The sequence below is a fragment of the Streptomyces sp. GMY02 genome (genome assembly GCF_019056675.1).
Lineage (GTDB): Bacteria > Actinomycetota > Actinomycetes > Streptomycetales > Streptomycetaceae > Streptomyces > Streptomyces odonnellii.
The window spans coordinates 3,163,561-3,183,286 of record NZ_CP077658.1 but is presented as its reverse complement, the minus strand read 5'-3'; the positions used below and the strand labels follow the sequence as shown (position 1 = coordinate 3,183,286).

General features: G+C 71.7%; 16 protein-coding genes and 1 pseudogene. 11 read left to right on the top strand and 6 right to left on the bottom strand.

Annotated elements, in window-relative coordinates; translation table 11 throughout:
- Positions 1-10 precede the first annotated feature (10 nt).
- The 3 genes and pseudogenes from KQY30_RS13290 to KQY30_RS13280 form a co-directional block, all read right to left on the bottom strand.
- Positions 11-502, bottom strand: coding sequence for a succinate dehydrogenase hydrophobic membrane anchor subunit (locus KQY30_RS13290; RefSeq protein WP_217307010.1), 492 nt, complete (start codon positions 500-502; stop codon positions 11-13).
- Between the two features lie 10 nt (positions 503-512).
- Complete coding sequence (gene sdhC, locus KQY30_RS13285; protein ID WP_079023225.1) at positions 513-893, bottom strand: succinate dehydrogenase, cytochrome b556 subunit; 381 nt, start codon at positions 891-893, stop codon at positions 513-515.
- Between the two features lie 317 nt (positions 894-1,210).
- Positions 1,211-1,690 (bottom strand): annotated as a pseudogene (locus KQY30_RS13280) (2-oxo-4-hydroxy-4-carboxy-5-ureidoimidazoline decarboxylase); the annotation flags it as partial.
- A 534-nt stretch (positions 1,691-2,224) separates the two neighbouring features.
- Between KQY30_RS13280 and KQY30_RS13275 the strand changes: the two are divergent.
- The 4 genes from KQY30_RS13275 (at position 2,225) to KQY30_RS13260 (ending at position 6,962) form a co-directional block, all read left to right on the top strand.
- A complete protein-coding gene (locus KQY30_RS13275) occupies positions 2,225-3,778 on the top strand; it encodes a glycoside hydrolase family 20 protein (RefSeq protein ID WP_254407586.1) in 1,554 nt (517 codons plus the stop codon).
- Positions 3,779-4,033: 255 nt separating this feature from the next.
- Entirely contained in the window at positions 4,034-4,678 is a 645-nt protein-coding gene (locus KQY30_RS13270; RefSeq protein ID WP_217307009.1) for a hypothetical protein, read from the top strand.
- A gap of 311 nt (positions 4,679-4,989) precedes the next feature.
- Positions 4,990-5,805, top strand: a complete 816-nt coding sequence (locus tag KQY30_RS13265) for an RNA polymerase sigma factor (RefSeq protein WP_217311027.1) — start codon at positions 4,990-4,992, stop codon at positions 5,803-5,805.
- On the top strand, positions 5,805-6,962 hold the full coding sequence (locus KQY30_RS13260) for a hypothetical protein (RefSeq protein WP_217307008.1): 1,158 nt from the start codon (positions 5,805-5,807) through the stop codon (positions 6,960-6,962). The genes KQY30_RS13265 and KQY30_RS13260 overlap by 1 nt, the downstream gene beginning before the upstream one ends.
- Positions 6,963-7,152: 190 nt before the next feature.
- Here KQY30_RS13260 and KQY30_RS13255 read toward each other — a convergent pair whose 3' ends face one another.
- Positions 7,153-8,103, bottom strand: a complete 951-nt coding sequence (locus KQY30_RS13255) for a L,D-transpeptidase family protein (protein ID WP_254407106.1) — start codon at positions 8,101-8,103, stop codon at positions 7,153-7,155.
- A 306-nt stretch (positions 8,104-8,409) separates the two neighbouring features.
- Here KQY30_RS13255 and KQY30_RS13250 point away from each other — a divergent pair, with 306 nt between their 5' ends.
- Together KQY30_RS13250 and leuE are read left to right on the top strand one after the other, a co-directional pair.
- On the top strand, positions 8,410-10,053 hold the full coding sequence (locus KQY30_RS13250; RefSeq protein ID WP_217311026.1) for a methylmalonyl-CoA mutase: 1,644 nt from the start codon (positions 8,410-8,412) through the stop codon (positions 10,051-10,053).
- Positions 10,054-10,246: 193 nt separating this feature from the next.
- Positions 10,247-10,921 carry a leucine efflux protein LeuE gene (leuE, locus tag KQY30_RS13245; RefSeq protein ID WP_217307006.1) on the top strand — a complete coding sequence of 225 codons (675 nt, stop codon included), beginning with the start codon at positions 10,247-10,249 and terminating at the stop codon, positions 10,919-10,921.
- A 79-nt stretch (positions 10,922-11,000) separates the two neighbouring features.
- Here leuE and KQY30_RS13240 read toward each other — a convergent pair whose 3' ends face one another.
- Complete coding sequence (locus KQY30_RS13240) at positions 11,001-12,374, bottom strand: alpha-2,8-polysialyltransferase family protein (RefSeq protein WP_217307005.1); 1,374 nt, start codon at positions 12,372-12,374, stop codon at positions 11,001-11,003.
- Positions 12,374-13,357 (bottom strand): glycosyltransferase family 2 protein, encoded by a 984-nt coding sequence (locus KQY30_RS13235; RefSeq protein ID WP_217307004.1) that lies wholly within the window; start codon positions 13,355-13,357, stop codon positions 12,374-12,376. The genes KQY30_RS13240 and KQY30_RS13235 overlap by 1 nt, the downstream gene beginning before the upstream one ends.
- A gap of 219 nt (positions 13,358-13,576) precedes the next feature.
- On the opposite strand from KQY30_RS13235, the gene KQY30_RS13230 reads away from it, so the two are divergent.
- From KQY30_RS13230 to KQY30_RS13210, 5 genes are all read left to right on the top strand, one after another.
- A complete protein-coding gene (locus KQY30_RS13230; RefSeq protein WP_046506730.1) occupies positions 13,577-14,899 on the top strand; it encodes a DUF6716 putative glycosyltransferase in 1,323 nt (440 codons plus the stop codon).
- Positions 14,900-15,144: 245 nt separating this feature from the next.
- Complete coding sequence (locus KQY30_RS13225) at positions 15,145-16,359, top strand: acylneuraminate cytidylyltransferase (protein WP_217307003.1); 1,215 nt, start codon at positions 15,145-15,147, stop codon at positions 16,357-16,359.
- Positions 16,360-16,369: 10 nt separating this feature from the next.
- Positions 16,370-17,299, top strand: coding sequence for an N-acetylneuraminate synthase family protein (locus KQY30_RS13220; RefSeq protein WP_217307002.1), 930 nt, complete (start codon positions 16,370-16,372; stop codon positions 17,297-17,299).
- 46 nt (positions 17,300-17,345) lie between these two features.
- Complete coding sequence (locus KQY30_RS13215) at positions 17,346-18,386, top strand: hypothetical protein (RefSeq protein WP_217311025.1); 1,041 nt, start codon at positions 17,346-17,348, stop codon at positions 18,384-18,386.
- 99 nt (positions 18,387-18,485) lie between these two features.
- Entirely contained in the window at positions 18,486-19,679 is a 1,194-nt protein-coding gene (locus tag KQY30_RS13210) for an NAD(P)/FAD-dependent oxidoreductase (RefSeq protein ID WP_217307001.1), read from the top strand.
- Positions 19,680-19,726: the final 47 nt, after the last annotated feature.

The following is a 19,726-nucleotide window of genomic DNA, read 5'->3' as shown; positions in this document are numbered from 1 at the left end:
AGCCCCGGCTTTAGCGGATGTTCGGGTCGAAGGTGAAGATCACCAGCGAGCCGAGAAGGATGGTGAACACCGTGGCGGTGTACAGCAGGCCCTTGAGCCACAGGCGTGTCGTGGCACGCTCCGCGTAGTCGTTGATGACCGTACGGAGACCGTTGCCGCCGTGCAGCATCGCCAGCCACAGCATCAGCAGATCCCACACCTGCCAGAACGGCGAGGCCCAGCGGCCGGCCACAAAGGCGAAGCCGATCTTGGACACTCCGCCGTCCAGTACGAGCTGGATGATCAGATGGCCGATGACCAGTACGACCAGGACGACACCGGAGAGCCGCATGAAGAGCCAGGCGGCCATCTCGAAGTTGCCGCGCGTCGACTTCGGGGTCTTGGCGGTCCGCTTGCGCGGGGCCTCGATGAGGGGCGCCGGGAAATCGGCGTCGTACAGGCTCTCGCCCTCGACCGGACCGATCGCGGTCGTCGTCTCGGCGACGGTGTTGTTCGTAGACATGGGCGGACTCTCAGCTCCCGAAGACTTGGCGCGCGGCGTGGCCGAGCACGGGGTAGAGGGCGCCCACCATCAGGACGATCCAGATGCCCACGGCGGTCCAGAGCATCTGCTTCTGGTAGCGCGGGCCCTTGGACCAGAAGTCCACGGCGATGACGCGCAGGCCGTTGAGCGCGTGGAAGAGGATGGCGGCCACAAGGCCGTACTCGAGCAGTGCGACGACCGGGTTCTTGTAGGTCGCTACGACATCGTCGTAGGCCTCGGGGGAAACACGGACGAGAGCGGTGTCCAGCACGTGTACGAACAGGAAGAAGAAGATGAGGACGCCGGTGACTCGATGAGCCACCCAGGACCACATTCCTTCCCGGCCGCGGTACAGCGTTCCAGCCGGCACGGAAAAACCCTCCGGGAGCGGTGATCGGGGAGCCGGCCGCCATCTTCTACTCAATAAGCACAGTGGTGTCGGTCGCGCCCGGCCGGGTACGGTCCACCGGCCCTGGCCATGGTAGCCACGAGCGGCGGGTTCCTCCGCCCGGGGGCCCATAGGTGTGATCAAACAGGCAATCAAACAGCCACGGACGGGCTATCGGGCCTGTCCGGATGCCCTGAGCCCCAGGGCCCGCACCCCGAGTGGCCCACGGGGCGGGTGTCCCTGAGCCCGTTATGGCTTGTTTCATGATATCTGGGCGCGTCGGCCTCGTACGCGTACGGAGCGACGAGCCGGGCGAGCCGGGCACGGGCGAGGCGGCGCAGCTCGTCGGCGGCGACGGCCCGCTCGTGGTCGGGCTCGTGGGAGAGCCGGGCGTGGATGTCCGCGAGCACCTCGTCGAGATGCTCCTCGGGCCGGTGCCCGTCGAGGCTGATCACAAAGGCGTGCCCGAAGCTGCTCTCGTACGCGGCGTGCGCGGCGCGCAGGGCGGTACGGGCGGCGGGCGGGGCGCTGTGCGGCGGCCCCGAGGACGACTCGTCGGCGAGTGCCTCGGTGAGGTCGGACTGCGAGAGGTCGTAGCTGGCCTCGTCGGCGGCGGCGAGCAGGGCGTCGAGATCGGGGTACGGGCGGTGCGCGGCGACCCGCTGCGCCCAGCGGCGGCTGCCGCAGCAGGTGAGCAGCGCGGCTTCGGCGGCGAGTGGCGCGGCGGTGTTGAAACGGTGGAGGCCGTTCGGGTGGCCGGCGTGGGATGCGCTGGACAGCGTGGGCTCCTCGAACGCGGCGGGGCGGCGGGACGGCGGCAGGACAGCGGCGGTGCGGTGCGGGCTCGGTGGCGCGGTGCGGGCTCGGTGGTTCGGAGGGCGGCGGGGGCGGCGGTGCGGCGACGGTGGGAGGGGCGGAGTGGGCGGTGGTGCGGGGGCCGGGCACTGGGACAGACGTCCGGCGGGGTGCGGCGGTTGAGACGTCCGGCGGGCCTGGCGGCCCGGCCCGGTGGGACGGTTGCGGCGGGAGGGACGGATGCGCCGTAACGCTATCGACGCGCCGGGGGGTACGTCCGACGGATGCGCGATTTTCACCCGGATGGGAGAGTTTCACCGCGCGGGATGGACGGCGGCATGGGACCTTCGCCGTAAGTGCGCCACGCTTTCGACCTTCGGAGGCGCACACGGCCCGCTTCTGGAGGTTTCGGAGTGATGCGAATATCCCGGCGAACGCGGACCGGTGGTGCGGTGGCGACTCGTACGACTCGTACCGCTGGTGCGGTGGCCACTCGTACCGTCGGCGCGGTGGTCGCGATGGCCGCCGCCGCTTCGATGTCGGCGTGCGGCTCCGGGGGCGGGGGTTCGCCGGACGAGTCGAAGTCCCTGTCCGCCTCGGCCGCGGCGGAGGCCGCGGCGCCGTCGCCCTCGCCGACGTACCGGCTCTCCTCGGCGCCCCACACCATCCCCTCCGTGCGGAGGCACGAGGCCGCACGCGGCCCCGGCTGGAAGCCCGCCTCCGGCAGCGGGGTCGTGATAGCGCGCGGCAGCGAGGGCCTGGCCGACGAAGGGAAACTCCTCGCGAAGGAGTTGAAGATCGCCTATCGCGGTACGGCCGCGGCCCGCGCGGGCGATGTGGAGCTGGCGGTCTCCGGCGGCGGTGTGGCCGAGTCGTACACCCTGACCACCAGCGGCGGCCGGGTGCGGATCAACGGGCCCGACGAGGCAGGGGTGTTCTACGGCACCCGCACCCTGAAGCAGTCGCTGCGCGCGGACGGCAAGATGCCGGAGGGTGTCGTACGGGAAGTTCCCGACCGTCCGCAGCGCGGCCTCAACCTCGACATCGCGCGCAAGTACTACACCCCCGGCTGGATAGAGGACCGGCTGCGCGAGATGGCGGACCTCAAGCTCAATATGCTCGGGCTGCACTTCTCGGACGACCAGGGTTTCCGTATCGAGTCCACCACCCACCCCGAGATCGTCTCCAAGCAGCATCTCTCCAAGGCCGAGGTCCGCCGGATCCTGGCCCTCGCCGACCAGCTCCACATCACGGTCGTCCCGGAGATCGACTCCCCGGGACATCTCGGCGCGGTGCTCGCCGTCTACCCCTCGCTCCAGCTCCGCAACGCCGACGGCGTGCCGACGAAGGGCGCGATCGACATCTCGCAGCCCGCGTCGGCGAAGCTCGTCGACGAGCTGCTGCGCGAGTTCGCCGGGCTCTTCAAGGGCCGCTACTGGCATCTCGGCGGCGACGAGTACCAGGCGCTGGTGGTCTCCGACCCCGAGGCCTCGTATCCGAGACTGGCCGAGCTGGCGGTCAAGAAGTACGGCGACAAGGGCCGGATCCAGGACCTGACGACGGCCTGGACGAACGACCGGGCCGCGGCGCTGCGCCCGTTCAAGCGCACCCCCAAGGTCTGGAACGACGGGGTCTTCCGGGACGGGGTCGTCCAGGCCGACAAGAACCTTGAGATCGAGTACTGGACGGGCCGGGAGACCGGGGCGCGCCCGCCGGTGGAGTATCTCGACGAGGGGCGCCCGCTGGTGAACCTCAACGACGAGTACCTGTACTACGTGCTCGGCCAGCCCAACAACTTCGTCTATCCGACCGGGCAGCGGATCTACGAGCAGTGGACCCCGCTGGTGCTGCGCGGGACGAAGCCGGTCGACCAGAAGTATTCGAAGCAGATCCTCGGCGGGCGCCTCGCGGTCTGGGGCGACTTCCCCAACGCCCAGACCCAGGACGAGGTGGCGCGGGGGATCCGGCTGCCGCTGGCCGCGGTCGCGCAGAAGGTGTGGAACCCGGCGAAGCCGTCGCTGAACTGGAGCGGGTTCACGGCGCTCGCCGCGAAGGTGGGCGGCCCGGCCTGACCGGCCCCCGTGCGTACGGATATGACGCCGCGTCAATTACGGCTGGCGCGGCGGCCGGAATCATTCGGCGCGGCACCGTCGCCCGATGTCTCGATGTGCCTGGAATCAGGTGCGTACCGGACTTCAGGTGCATATCGGTGCTCCGGGGGCCCGTAGCGGGTGATCTACGCGCGGTGATCAAGTGACGGATTCCAGCCGCCCGGCGCAGTAGTGAGTGGTCAGTACTCAGTACTGCGTCCGCGACGGGAGACGTGAATGAGCCTGGTGAAGCTGATCGCACAAGCGGATGAGCGCGGGTTGGCCGCGAGTGGACTCGCCTGCCTGGACCGCTGTCTTCCGCTGCTCGTGGAGGACACCGAGGTGCTGCGCCCGCTGTGGGCCGGTGTCGTGGCCGGCGAGCGCGACTGGCCGGGGCGGCTGGAGGCGTCGACGCGGGCCCTGGACGCGGCCATCGAGGCGGAGGCTTTCGCCGAGGCCGCCGAGGTGTCGGTCGACGAGGCCGCCGCACTCGTACGGTCCATGCTCGGTGCCGCGCCCGCGGAGTGGGCGGCCGGGCCGCTGCGCGACTGGGCCGACGCCTGCTCCCTCGCCGCGCTGGACATCCACCACCGGTTCGACTCGGCCGGCGAGGGCGGCAGCCCCGAGGCCGTCGAGCGGCTGGCCCGGGCCCGCGAGGACACCGCCGTGGTGGCGGACGCCGTCGACGGCGCGGAGGGCACGGACGGTGTCGGTCCGCTGGTCGCCGGTGAACTCCGGCGCCAGATAAGGATTCTGGAGATCCTCGCCGAGCCGGGCGGCGGCGCCGGAGCCGCCGGCGTGCGCCAGGTCATGGATCTGTCGACCGAGGGGCAGCGGGTGCTGCGCGCGGTGGTCTCCCGGCGGGCGAGAGCGCGGAGCTGACGGTGTGGGGCCGGGGCCGCGGTCCCGTCGTCCGGCGACCCGTACGAGCCGGGTCGCACCGGAAGTGTTTGGGAGGACGACCGGGGCCGCCACCCCCCACAGGAGAGGCCCCGGTCGCCGTCCGCGGAGCCGCAGCACGGCCCCGTACTCATGACAGCGCCGTGGATGCGTTTTCTGTCACACCGCATAACGTCAGTAAGTTGTTGCAGGTTGTACAAGTCATGGACGCGGGGGCGGGAAAGCCGTAGCGTTCAGGAACGCGTGGGGCTGCGCGGCAGTGACCAGCCGCGATTTCAGGACAGGTTGTGGGAGTGCTGGGGGACGACGCGGAGCTGACCGCCGCGGTGCTCGCGGCACAGGACGGGGACGAGGACGCCTTCCGTACTGTGTACCGCGCCGTGCACCCGCGGCTGCTCGGCTATCTACGGACACTCGTCGGCGAGCCGGACGCCGAGGACGTGGCCTCCGAGGCATGGCTCCAGATCGCCCGCGACCTCGCCCGCTTCACCGGCGACGCCGACCGGTTCCGCGGCTGGGCCGCCCGGATCGCCCGCAACCGCGCGCTCGACCACATCCGGATGCGCGGCAGACGCCCCGCGATAGGCGCCGACGAGACCGAGCTGACCGGCCAGCCCGCCGAGTCGGACACCGCGGACGAGGCGATGGAGGCGCTCGCCACCGACCGCACGATGGCGCTGATAGCGCGGCTGCCGCAGGATCAGGCCGAGGCGGTGGTCCTGCGGGTGGTGGTCGGCCTCGACGCGAAGAGCGCGGCGCGCACCCTGGGGAAGCGTCCGGGCGCGGTACGGACGGCCGCGCACCGCGGACTGAAGCGGCTCGCGGAAATGCTCGACTCCGACGAGGAGTGTCCTGGTTATCCCGATAACGCCGATGGTGCCGACGGCTCTCGGGAAAACGCTTACTCCGGTGACGGCACCCCGGCGCGGGGTGCGGGCGGCTCGTCCGGGACCCTGCGGGAACCGGGCACGGGCCGGGGTACGGGACACGCCGCCGCAGGTCATGGCGGCGGCTTCGGCGTCGTACCGCAGCAGCGCACCGCTCGACCGGAGGTCGCGGCGTCCGCGGGTGTGACGCATTCGCGCCTGCGGACGCAGAAGGACATGTGATGGCCGACGAGCGTGACGCGTGGCTCGACAAGGACGCGGCGGAGAGATTGCTGCGAGGTGAGCCCGTGGAGGCCATGGACAAGGATGTCCTGGCCGGATCCGAACGGCTTGCCGGAGCCTTGCGGGACATCGCCGCCATCGCGTACGCAAACGGCACAGAACTTCCCGGGGAGGCCGCCGCCCTGGCCGCTTTCCGCCGTGCGGGGGCGGCGGGGGAGGGCTCGGCGAGCGCGCCGGGCGCCGCCGACGGCGTGCTCGGCACGGTACGGCTGGCCCTCGCGCCCCATGCCGTGTCACGGTCACGGACCGGCCGGCCGGTACGGAGGGGATTCGCCGTGGCGGTCGCGGGCTGCGCGCTGGGCGGGATCGCGGTCGCGGCGGGGGCGGGCGTGATGCCGCCGCTGTTCGCCGGTGAGGAGAACCCCGTACCCGCCAACTCGATTTCGTCGCTGGTCACTCCACGGCCGTTCGTCTCCAACTCCCCGGCCGATGCCCGGGGTACGGGCGTGCCGTCGGGCGGCCCGAGTGCGGACGGCCAGGAGCAGCCCGCGCCGCACCCGTCGTCGGAGGACGGCGCGGAGGCCGCAGCGGGCGCGGCCACCAAGGGGGCGCGCGAGCACGCCGCCCACTCCGGGGGCGGCGGACAGGACGGACAGGGCGGGGACGAGCGTTCGTTCACCGCCGCGTCCGGCGACAAGGCCTCGGCCTTCTACCGCAAGACGCTCGACGCCTGCCGCGATCTGCGCAGCGGCACGATCGACGAGGCGCGCAGACAGGTCCTGGAGGCCGCGGCCGAGGGCCCCCAGGAAGCCGAACGCTTCTGCGCCCGCCTGCTGGACGGCCGCGCCGGCCGCGCCGGCGACGGGAACAAGGGCGGCCCGGGCGACAACGATGGCAACGGCGACGGCTCGATACGGAACGGCGACGCCGACGGGGGCGTTGGCGTTGGCGCGGGCGGCAAGGACGACGGCGGCGGCAACGGTGACGGCCCGCCGGAGGGCCCCACCCTGGGCGACCCTTCCCCGTACGTCTCCCCGTCCCCCACCCCCACCCCGGACGCGCCCCCCGTACCGTCGGAAACCCCCAGGAACCCCCACCAGGACCCTGCCCCGAATCCTCACCCGGGCTCCACGGAATCTTTTCTCATACCCTCCTGACCAGCCGTTATGCCTCCACGCCCATTAAGGTGTGACGTTTTTCCGGGCGCTGGCGCAGTTAGGAGTAAGCCGACTGGTCATCGGCCGCGCATCGAGCCGGGGTTCCCCCCGTACCTACGGCTCAGCGCACCGGCGCGGGCGGGACACGTTCCCCCGGTCCCGCCCGCGCCACTCGCCACCACGCCGGGTCTCACCAGTAGATGACGACCTTGTCGCCCGTGCGGACCTCGTTGAACAGGGTTGCGATCTTTGTCTTGTCGCGGACGTTGACGCAGCCGTGCGACGCGCCCTCGTAGCCCTTGGCCGCGAAGTCCGCGGAGTAGTGGACCGCTTGGCCGCCGCTGAAGAACATGGCGTACGGCATCGGGGTGTCGTAGATCGTCGAGACATGGTCGCGGGACTTCCAGCCGACCGAGAAGGTGCCCTCGCGGGTCGGGGTGTACTCGGAGCCGAAGCGGACGTCCATCGCGGAGCGCATCTTGCCGTCGACCATCCACGCCAAGGTGCGGCTCTTCTTGCTGATGCACATCACCCGGCCCTTCAGACAGCGCGGGTCGGGGGCGGCGACCGGCCTGGTGGTGGGCGGGAACAGTTCGTCGCGGGTCGGCTCGTCCGTCCTGTCCAGCAGTTTCTGCCAGGTGAGGATGTCCGTCTCGCCGGTACGGGGCAGGCCCCGCTTGCCCTGGAACGACGAGACGGCCGCCGCGGTCACGGAGCCGTAGTAGCCCGTGGGGTTGCGGTCGAAGTGGCCGATCTGCCGCAGCCTGGCCTGGAGTTCGCGCACCTGGCCGCTCTCGTCGCCGCTCTCCATCAGCGGTTCGGGCTTCGGGTCCGGCGCCTCGGAAGTCTCGGAGGGCTCCGGCGACGGCGACCACGAGGGCGTGGACTCGCTCGGCGTGGGCTCGGGCGACGGGGGCGGTGTCGTACGGTCGGCGGCCGGCCGTACCGACGGCTCCGCGGACTCCGTGGGCGAGGGCGCCGCCGGCTCGCTCGTCGGAGTGGTGGGTGCCCCCACCGCGCTCCCGCCCGGCTTCCCGTCGCCCGCCGCGCCGCCGCCGTCGGCCGGCACCGTACAGCCCGTACTCACCGCGAGCACGGCGACCGCGGCGCATCCCGCGCGTAGGGCGGATGTCCTGAGCATGGTCGTCCCCCTGGTTCCGGTTCTCCCGCGTCCCATGAAGCGTGTTCCTTCAGTCTTCTCTCAGACAGCTTGCCGCCCGGCATGGTTGCGCAAGCCCGAAGGAAGGTTTCGGGCCGCTTTCCCGTCGGCTTTCGGCGCGTTCATCCTCCTCCCGCCGCACGGCCGGGAGCGCCGTCCCCGCGTGTGCCCCGCCGCCCTCCGTTCACACCCCACTACAGTCCGTCAGGGAGACGGACCGCGGCAGTCCTTGTGCGGCAGGCAGTCGTTGTGCGGCAGGCGGTCGTTGTGCGGCAGGAGGCGGAGAAGATGGTGGCGCGCGAACCCGGCGGGGCCCGGGGCTCCGGGACCGACGGACCCGGCGGGGCACGGACCGTACGGGTCAGCGAGAGCGGGCTGCCCGTCGAGCCGGTGTACGGCCCCGGGGCGCTCGCGGGGTGGGATCCGCGGGAGAAGCTCGGCGAGCCCGGCTCGTACCCCTTCACCCGGGGGGTCTACCCGACGATGTACACAGGCCGGCCCTGGACGATGCGCCAGTACGCCGGCTTCGGTACCGCGGCCGAATCCAACGCCCGCTACCGGCAGTTGATCGCCCACGGCACCACCGGACTCTCCGTCGCCTTCGACCTGCCGACCCAGATGGGACACGACAGCGACGCCCCGATCGCGAGCGGCGAGGTCGGCAAGGTCGGGGTCGCGATCGACTCCGTCGACGACATGCGGGTGCTGTTCGACGGGATTCCGCTCGGCCGGGTCTCCACCTCGATGACCATCAACGCCCCCGCCGCCCTCCTCCTGCTGCTCTATCAGCTCGTCGCCGAGGAGCAGGGCGTACCCGCCTCCGCGCTGACGGGCACCATCCAGAACGACGTGCTCAAGGAGTACATCGCCCGGGGTACGTACATCTTCCCGCCCAAGCCCTCGCTCCGGCTGACCGCCGACATCTTCCGGTACTGCCGTGCCGCGATCCCCAAGTGGAACACCATCTCGATCTCCGGCTACCACATGGCGGAGGCCGGGGCCACGCCCGTGCAGGAGATCGCCTTCACGCTCGCGGACGGCATCGCGTACGTACGGACGGCCGTCGCCGCCGGCATGGACATCGACGACTTCGCCCCCCGGCTCTCCTTCTTCTTCGTCTCGCGCACGACGATCCTCGAAGAGATCGCCAAGTTCCGGGCCGCGCGCCGGATCTGGGCCAGGATCATGCGTGACGAGTTCGGCGCCCGCGACTCCAGGTCGCAGATGCTGCGCTTCCACACCCAGACCGCCGGGGTGCAGCTCACCGCGCAGCAGCCCGAGGTCAATCTGGTGCGGGTGGCGGTACAGGGGCTCGCGGCGGTCCTCGGGGGTACGCAGTCGCTGCACACCAATTCGTACGACGAGGCCATCGCCCTGCCGACGGACAAGGCCGCCCGGTTGGCCCTCCGTACGCAGCAGGTCCTCGCCTACGAGACGGATGTCACCGCGACCGTCGACCCGTTCGCCGGCTCGTACGCCGTCGAGCGGATGACGGACGAGGTGGAGGCGGCGGCCGTCGCGCTGATGGGCCGGGTCGAGGAGCTGGGGGGCGCGGTCGGGGCGATCGAACGGGGCTTCCAGAAGGACGAGATCGAGCGCAGCGCGTACGCCGTGGCGCGGGAGACGGACAGCGGGGAGCGGGTGGTCGTCGGGGTCAACCGCTTCACGCTGGACGAGGAGGAACCGTACAGCCCGCTGCGTGTCGACCCCGCGATCGAGGCCCGGCAGGCGGCCCGGCTGGCCCGGCTCCGCGCCGACCGCGACCGGGCGGCGGTGGACGGGGCGCTGACCGCGCTGAAGAAGGCGGCGGAGGGCACGGACAATGTGCTGCCCCCGATGAAGTCGGCGCTCGGGGCGCGGGCGACGGTGGGGGAGGTGTGCGGGGCGTTGCGCGAGGTGTGGGGTACGTACGAGCCGACGCACGCGTTCTGAGAGGGGCGTCCGGATCCGGGGCGCGGGGCGGATCCGGGGCCGTCCCGGGTGCACCCGGGACGGCCGGTCCGGGGTCCGGGCGTGCGTACGCGGGGCAGCCGGTCCGGGGCGGGGCCCGGTCGCGGTCCGGGGTCGGCCGCGTGGGGCGTAATCCGTACGAGTTCGTTCGCGCGCGTGTGCGACACTCCCGTCCATGCTGGGTGTCACTGATCTTCCGACCTATCTGGTCGGCCTCGTCCTGATCGTTCTCCTGCCGGGACCGAACTCGCTCTACGTCCTCTCCGTCGCCGCGCGGCGCGGCATACGCGCGGGCTATACCGCCGCGGCCGGTGTCTGGTGCGGCGACACCGTCCTGATGGTGCTGTCCGCCGCGGGCGTCGCCTCGCTCCTCCAGGGCAACGACCTGCTCTTCGGCATCGTCAAATACGCCGGTGCCGGCTATCTGACCTGGCTCGCGGTCGGGATGCTGCGTGCGGCCCTGGCGCTCTGGCGCACCCGGCACCAGCGCGAGGAGACCGCCACCGAGGAGGGCGCCGCCGGGCTCCGCGCCGCCGCGCAGGACACGGTCGAGCGGCCGTACCGCAGGGCCCTGGTGATCAGCCTGTTCAACCCGAAGGCGATCCTCTTCTTCATCTCCTTCTTCGTACAGTTCGTCGACCCGGGGTACGCGCACCCCGCGCTGTCCTTCGTCGTTCTCGGGGTGCTCGCCAATCTGGCCAGCGCCCTCTACCTCTCCGCCCTGATCTTCGGCGGCACCCATCTGGCCGCCGCCTTCCGCCGCCGCAAGCGCCTCTCGGCCGGTATGACCTCGGCGGCGGGCGCCCTGTTCCTGGGCTTCGCGGTGAAACTCTCCCTGAGCAGTTCCTGACAGCGCCCGGCGCCGGACGGCGAAGCGGGGTGCCGCGCCCAGAGCGCCGCACCCCGCTTCTCGCCTGTCCGCCCGGATCTCAGCCGAGCGTCGCCCTCTTGATCGAGCGCGCGCTCCGCGCCACCCTGCGGACCGTCGCGTTGCGCGGCAGGAACGCGAGCTGGGCGGGCACCCCGCCGGGCAGCGCCAGCGCGGTGAGCCGGCGGCGCTTGAAGTACTTCAGGACCTGCGGCGACAGATGCTCCGAGAGGAAGCGCTCCGCCGTGGGCCGCAGCCGCGCGTAGATCTGCGGCTGCATCGCGAACCCGACAGTCGAGACCAGCTCGGGAAGGTGCTCGGCCGGCTCGTGCCCGCCGTTGCCCTCCAGCGGCGGCAGCAGCGCGTCCACGATCGTCACCGGCACGCGGTTGCTGTTCTGGTACGGGGTGAGCCGCTCCAGCAGCAGTTCCGTACCGGCGCGGGCGACCGGCAGGTCGTAGAACGTGGCCGCGGTGAGCAGCGCGGTCGAGAAGCACGCCACCACCAGCGCCGGGTTCAGCCGCTGGTAGAGCACCTCGGCGAGCACCGGCCCCGACCGTACGGTCAGCCGCGCCCCGAGCCGCTCGGCCTCCTCCTCCAGCCGCCGCGACCACTGCGCGGGCGCCGAGGGGTGCGGCTTGAAGACGACGTGCTTGTGGCCGCGCGCGACGGCGCCGCGGAGCATCCGCAGGTGCAGCTCCTCCTCTTCCTGGACGGTGAGGATGTCGAGCACGGACAGATACTGGCCCAGCACCAGCGCGGGAGCCGCCGCGTCGTCCGCCGTACCGTCCGAGGACGCTCCGCCGCCCGGCGACCCGGCGTCCGGCTCCGCGTCCGCCAGCTCCGCGAGCACCTTCACGAAGGTGTCCGTCGGAATGATCTCGGGTTCGACCCCGAACTCGGTCAGCAGCAGCGGCTTCAGCCCCGGCACCAGGTCCAGGTGGAGCAGCCGCTCGACCCGCCCGCCGATCAGGGGGTCCAGCTTGGAACGGGTGGGCCCGTAGCTCATCAGCCCGTCCGCGTAGATGTGGATCGGGCTCTCACCGAAGATCATGGCGACGGCCTGGGACGGGTTGGCCTGGATGGACTCGCAGGCGATCTCGACCGGCGCGTCGCCCAGGTTCCACTCCCTGCGGACCGCCCGCTGCCACATCGCCGCGTCCTGCTCGCGCGGGCCCCAGCCCGCCGGGTGGAACGGGTGGATGAAGTCGTTCCACGAGCGGACCTCGTCGAACTCCGGCCGCAGCCGGTCGAAGCCGGGCAGCTCGTTGAACGGCCTGCCCAGCTCGGGCGAGGTCGAGACATCGCTGACCACCAGGATGCGCCGGTGGTCCGCCCGCGCCCCGAACTGTCCTGACCGGAGCGCCGCGGTCACGGTGGCGGCCGCGTACTGCGTGGCCGCGAAGAAGAGCTGAGTGGTGGACGTGCCCGCCATCAGACCTGGACCTCCATGGAGCGGGAGACGGGACGGCGGCGTACCCGGCGGAGCTGGGCGGCCCGGCGGGTGCCGAGCGCCTCGATCGTCTCGGACAGGATGTCCGAGGGCATGCGCTTGAGCGCGGCCGCGCTCAGGGAGCGCAGTTTCCGTGCCACTGACGGTTCCATCCTCTCGATGGATTCCAGGTGATGGGCCATGACCGCGCAGTAGGTCCGTACGGCCTTGGGCATGAACCGGTCCGCCTCCTGGTCCTCCGCCGTCTCCGCCAGGACCTGGTCGAAGGCCCGGATGAAGTCGAGCTGCCGGACGTCGCCGATCTGGGTGAGGGAGGAGGCGACCCCGCGCCGGTACATGACGCCGTGCAGGCCGACGGCCGCGAAGGTGTTCGCCTCGCGGTGCAGCCGCCATATCCACGGCCTGTCCTCGGCGGTCCGCAGCCCGTCCCTGAAGTGCACCAGACCGCGGTCGACCAGCCGGCGGTGGTACACGCCGGCCCAGGCGAAGGCGTAGTCCACCGAGGTGGAGCGGTACTCGGGCAGGATCGCGTCGCGCGGGTTGAGCACGGTGTCGCGCGGGGCGACCGGGACGCGGTGGACGGTCCGGGCCTTGCCGGTGAACTGGACGTGGTCGGTACGGATGAAGTCGACGCCGAGTCCCTCGATGGCGGCCAGGAGCTGCTCGAAGTAGCCCGGCACCACCCAGTCGTCGCCGTCGAGGAAGGTCACGTACTCGCCACGCGCGCGGTCCAGGCCGGTGTTGCGCGCGGTGGCCAGTCCGCCGTTCCGTTCATGTCTGATCAGGACCGCCCCGGGAAGGTCGCGCTCGGCCTGTTCAAGGATCTGGGGGGTTCCATCGGTCGAACAGTCGTCGACCAACAGGAACTCGAAGTCAGCGCGGGTGTTCGCGCGGAGGCTTCTGAGGGTTTCGAGGGCGTATGTCTGCACGTTGTAGAACGGCACGACGACGGAGAGCTTGACCACAGCCGTGACGCTAGGGGGCGGCACGTCATTCGTTCTGACATCCGGACGCATGGCGGGTGAACGAAGCATGGCGGAATGGTGAACCCGTCGGCTTTTGGCCGTTCTGTGGCTGCTTCCCGGCTGTTCCCCGGGCTTCGTCGCCATCCGTAGATCTGCTGTTAACCCTTTATTGCCATTGAGTTCGGCGGACAAACGGAAACTCTTTCTAACGTCCTCGTCGTGCCATCACGTACCAACGAAGCGGTCCGGGTCGCAGTGCTCGCCGACTCCGACACCCGGTGGAAGTGGGGTGCGCTCACCGCGCGCCGCATCACACCGGAAGGCCGCTCCATAGAGCTGAGCGGCTATCTGCTGCGCGGCCGAGCCACGCCCACCGCCCGGCAGCTCGCCGAGGTCGGTGCGGAGGCCGAGACACGTGAGGTGACCGGCACCGCCTTCCTCCAGACGCTGCGCGAGCAGGAGTACGACCTGGTCGTGCTCGCGCTGGTCGGCGGCGCAGTCCAGGCGATGCTGCACGGTATCGCCGCGCTGGACCTCGAAGACCGGCCGGCCATCGTCACCGGCTATGTGGGCGTGGTCTACGAGAAGCTCTCGGACGGTCTGCTGCTGCGGCACGGCGCGGACATCGTCCTGGCGAACTCCCGCTACGACGGCCAGCGCTTCCGCGCCGTGTACGAGGGCGTGGGCGCCGACGCCTCCTCGGTCACCGAGGCCGCCCTGCCGTTCCTCGGCGGTGAGCGCTATGTGCCCGAGGAGGGCCGCGACACCGTCGTCTTCGCCGCCCAGCCGTCCGTACCGGCGAACCGCGCGGACCGCGCGTATCTGCTGAAGCGCCTCGTCGAGCACGCGCGGCTGCATCCGCGCCGCGAGGTCCTGCTGAAGCTGCGCAGCAAGATCGGTGAGCACACCACACATGTGGAGGAGTTCCCCTACCAGCGGCTCGCCGAGAAGGTGCCGGGCGGTCTGCCGCCCAACTTCAAGCTGGTGTACGGGAACATGGGCGAGGTCCTGGACCGTACGGACCTGCTGGTCACGGTCTCCTCGACCGCGGCCCTGGAAGCACTGCACCGGCGCATCCCCACCGCGATCCTCACCGACCTCGGGGTGCGCGAGCCGCTCGGCAACCACCACTTCATCGGCTCCGGCTGCCTCGCCTCCTGGGACCAGCTCGACGGCGGCGGACGCCCGAAGGCCGACGCCGTCTGGGCGGACCGGCAGGGCGTCGCGGCGGACGGCTCGTACTCCTCGTCCTTCGACCAGGCGCGCAAGCGGGTCGCGAAGCTGCTGGACGGGCCGGTGCTGCCGCCCCTCGATCCGTACTACACCGCCACCACCGCGCCCGGCTATCTGCCGGGGCTCCTCGCCCGCTACCACCTGGCCGCGGACGGCACTCCGCTGCCGTCGGCCGCGAAGGCCGCGTCGGGCGGCAGCGGCTCGGTCCGCCGTGTGGTGCGCGAGGCGGTACGGGGCGCGGCGCGCGGCGCGTACCGGCACGGCGTACAGCGGGTGGCCCCCGTCATCCGGCGCATGGGCGACCTGTGAACCCCGGCGCCACCCCGCACAGGACCGGGCGGCCACGGGCCGCGGAACAGCAGGACCCCGCGGAGCCAGGGCACGGCTCCGCACCGCACGGCCGGCAGGACCCCGCACAACCACAGGCACAGCCCGCACGAGCCGCACAGCACCGGGCCGCAGAGCCCGCACGAGCCGCACCACAGGCACCGCAAGAAGCACGAGCCGCAGAGCAACCCGCCGCGGAGGCATTCCCCGCGGACCAAGGAGTACAGATGACCGTCCTCGCGGTGATTCCCGCACGCGGCGGATCCAAAGGCGTACCCGCGAAGAACCTCGCCCCCGTCGGCGGCGTTCCCCTCGTCGTCCGCGCCGTACGCGCCAGCCTCGCCGCCCGGCGCGTCACCGATGTCGTCGTGTCGACCGACGACGCCGCCATCGCCGAGGCGGCACGCAACGCCGGAGCCGAGGTCGTCCTGCGCCCCGCGGCCATCGCCGGCGACACCGCGACCAGCGAGGCCGCGGTCCTGCACGCCATGGACGCGTACGCCGCGATGCGCGGCGTGGCCGCCGACGTCGTGCTGCTCGTCCAGTGCACCAGCCCGTTCATCACGGCCGAGGACCTCGACGGTGTCGCGGGCGCGGTCACCGAGGACGGCGCCGACAGCGCGCTGACCGTCGCGCCCACCCACGGCTTCATCTGGCGCGAGGACAGCGCGGGCAGCGCCGACGCCGGAGCCTCCGGCGGCTACGGCGTCAACCACGACAAGGCGAACCGGCCGCGCCGTCAGGACCGTCCCCAGGAATATCTGGAGACCGGCGCCGCCTACGCGATGCGCGCCGACGGCTTCCGCGCCGCCAACCACCGCTTCTTCGGCCGTACCGCGCTCGTCAAGACCGACGCCGCCCGGGTGCTGGAGATCGACGATCCGCACGACCTGGCCCGCGCCCGTGCCCTCGCGCCGCTGCTCGACCCGGCCGTCCTGCCCACGTACGAGGACGTCGACGCCGTCGTCCTCGACTTCGACGGGACCCAGACCGACGACAAAGTGATGATCGACTCGGAGGGCCGCGAGACCGTCACCGTCCACCGCGGCGACGGGCTCGGCATCGCCGCGCTGCGCCGCTCCGGTCTTGAGCTGCTCATCCTCTCCACCGAGCAGAACCCGGTCGTCGCCGCACGGGCCCGCAAGCTCCAGGTGCCGGTGCTCCACGGCATCGACCGCAAGGACCTCGCACTCAAGCAGTGGTGCGACGAGCACGGGATCGCCCCCGAGCGGGTGCTGTACGTCGGCAACGACGTCAACGATCTCCCGTGCTTCGGCCTCGTCGGCTGGCCGGTGGCCGTCGCGAGCGCCCATGACGCCGTGCGCGCCTGCGCGCGTGCCGTCACCACGACCCCCGGCGGCGAAGGGGCGATCCGTGAGATCGCCGCCTGGCTCCTCGGTCCGGGTCTCCAGACCCCCCACATGAACACCCTCAACAAGTAAGGACCCACCCATGAGCACCGACGCCACCTCGCGCCTGCGGACCTTCGGGAAGCGGACCGCCGGCCCCGGCCAGCCCGTCTATGTCACGGGTGAGATCGGCATCAACCACAACGGCGAGCTGGACAACGCCATCGCCCTGATCGATGTGGCCGCCGAGGCGGGCTGTGACGCGGTCAAGTTCCAGAAGCGCACCCCGGAGATCTGCACCCCGCGCGACCAGTGGGACATCGAGCGCGACACCCCCTGGGGCCGGATGACGTACATCGACTACCGCCACCGCGTCGAGTTCGGCGAGGACGAGTACCGCGCCATCGACGAGCACTGCAAGAAGCGCGGTATCGACTGGTTCGCCTCCCCGTGGGACACCGAGGCCGTCGCCTTCCTGGAGAAGTTCGACCTGCCGGCCCACAAGGTGGCCTCCGCCTCCCTGACCGACGACGAGCTGCTCCGCGCGCTGCGCGCCACGGGCCGTACGGTCATCCTCTCCACCGGCATGTCGACGCCGAAGCAGATCCGGCACGCGGTCGAGGTCCTGGGCAGCGACAACATCCTGCTCTGCCACGCAACCTCGACGTACCCGGCCAAGGCCGAGGAGCTCAACCTGCGCGTGATCAACACGCTCCAGGCCGAGTACCCGAACGTGCCGATCGGCTACAGCGGCCACGAGACCGGTCTCCAGACCACCCTCGCCGCCGTCGCCCTCGGCGCCACCTTCGTCGAGCGCCACATCACCCTCGACCGCGCCATGTGGGGCTCGGACCAGGCCGCCTCGGTCGAGCCGCAGGGCCTCCAGCGCCTGGTCCGCGACATCCGCACCATCGAGGCGTCCCTCGGTGACGGTGTCAAGAAGGTGTACGAGTCGGAGCTCGGCCCCATGAAGAAGCTCCGTCGCGTGGCGGGCGTCGTCGCCGAGGCCGCAGCCGAGTCCCCGGCGGTCTGACACCCATGACCGGTCCCAGCGGGGGCCGCCCCCGCACCCTCGTGCGATCGCTTTCGTGGAGAGCCCGGTCCAGTTGCTCAATGTGCTGGAGTGGGCCCGCGCGAGTGCGGCGGGTGACGCGGTCGACGCGCTCACCGTCGTCGTGCTCTCGCCCACCGATCCCATGTCGCGCGGCCAGCTCCGGCGGATGGCGGAGCTGGCCCGGGACGAGGGCTTCACCGTGCGCTGGCAGGACGCGCGCGGTGGTGCGGGGGCGCCCCTGCGGACCGTACGGGAGCTGGCGCCGCTGCTGCGCCGGGCGGGCCGGATCGTCATAGGCGATCCGTTCTCCCGCTACGTACAGCTCCTGCTGACCCTGGTCGGCACCAAGGAACTGACGGTCGTGGACGACGGCACCGCGACCATGGAGTTCATCGGGCAGATCGCCCGCGGCGAGCGGCTGGTGCGCTGGCACCGGCGCGGCGGCTCCCGCGGGCCGCGCGAGCTGGTCCTCGCGCCGGTCACCGCCGCCGCGCGGCGCCGGCTGACGCCGTCCGAGGCCCGGCCGGTGGAGGTCTTCACCTCGATGCCCGTCGAGGACATACCGGCCGGGATCACCGTCACCCGCAACACCTTCGAGTGGACCAGGGCCACCTTCGGTCCGCCCCGGGTGCACGAGGGCGCGGACATGGTCGGCACCTCGCTGGTCGAGACGGGCGTGGTCGACGCGGACCAGTACATCGAGGCGGTCACCGCCCTCGCCCGTACCCACAAGGCGGCCCGCTACTTCGCCCACCGCCGTGAGTCCGCGGACAAACTCCACCGCCTCCACCTGGCCACCGGCCTGGAGATCGTCCGCCCCGACCTTCCCCTGGAGCTGATCGCCCGCCGGGGCCCGGTCGGCAGCACGATCCTGAGCTTCCCCTCCACGGTCGTCCACACCCTCCCCCTGGCCCTCGCGGGTACGGGCGTACGCGTCGCGGTCTGCGACATCGCCCCGGAGTGGCTCAAGTCCTCGGCGTCACCGCGGGCGCAGGGCTTCCTGTCGGGAGTGACGACGACCGCGAAGGACGTGCACAGACTGCCGACGACGGCTTCACCGGCGTAGGGCTGACTGGCCCCCATGGAGTGATCTGACTCACACGCTGTCACAGCGGCCGGTCACGCGGTGTCTAGAGGTCGAACCCCTGGAAACGGAGGAGAGACCATGACCGAGAACACCGAGGTGGTCGTGATCGGCGGCGGATACGCCGGCGTCATGGCGGCCAATCGGCTGACGCGGCGCGACGACGTGACCGTGACCCTGATCAACCCGCGCCGGAGCTTCGTCCAGCGGATCCGTCTGCACCAACTGGTGGGCGGGTCCGACGACGCTGTCGTCGACTACCGGGAAATCCTGGGCGAGCGCGTCCGGCTGCTGGTCGACACCGTGACCCGGATCGACGCGGCCGGGCGCGGTGTGGCGCTGGCGTCGGGCGGCACGGTCGGCTACGACCATCTGCTCTACGCGGTGGGCAGCGGCAGCGCCGACCCGCGGGTGCCCGGAGCGGCCGAGTTCGCCCACCCGATCGCCGGTCTGGAGGAGGCGCAGCGGCTGCGGCCGCTCGTCGAAGCCGCGCCCGCCACGGCCCCGGTGACGGTTGTCGGAGCCGGTCCGACCGGTATCGAGACCGCCGCCGAACTGGCGGAGCTGGGCCGTAGCGTGACCCTCGTCTGCGGCGGAGCGCTCGGCCCGTATCTGCACCCGCGGGGACGGCGCTCGGTGGCCAGGCGGCTGGCCAGGCTCGGAGTGACCGTGCTCGACGGCCCAGGCACAAAGGTCACGGCGGTGACGCGTGATGCCGTGCGGCTCGGCGGCGGGCGCGAGCTGCCGAGCGCGGTGACCATCTGGACCGCCGGGTTCGGCGTACCGGACCTGGCCGCCCGCAGCGGGCTCAGCACCGACGCCCTGGGCCGGCTGCTCACGGACGAGACGCTGACCAGCGTGGACGACACGCGCATCGTCGCGGCGGGCGACTCGGCGGCACCGTCGGGCCTGCCGCTGCGGATGAGCTGCCAGGCCGCGATACCGCTGGGCGCGCGGGCCGCGGACACGGTGCTCAGCCGGATCGCGGGTGAGCGGCCCTCGCCGCTCAACGAACTGCTCGTCGGCCAGTGCCTCAGCCTGGGCCGGCGCGCCGGTATCGTCCAGCTCGCCCGCAGGGACGACATCGCGACGCGCTTCCACATCGACGGCCGCCCCGCAGCGAAGCTCAAGGAGTTCGTGTGCAAGGGCACCGTCAAGTATCTGGCCGACGAGGCGCGCAAGCCCGGTTCGTACAGCCTGCACCGCGTATCGGGAGGTCCCAAGCGCCGGCAGTCGCTGGAGACCAGGCGCGACGAGGCGCCGGCCACCGCCTGACGGCATCGGCATCCGGCAGCCAGGACCGCCCGCCGCGAAGGAGAGGG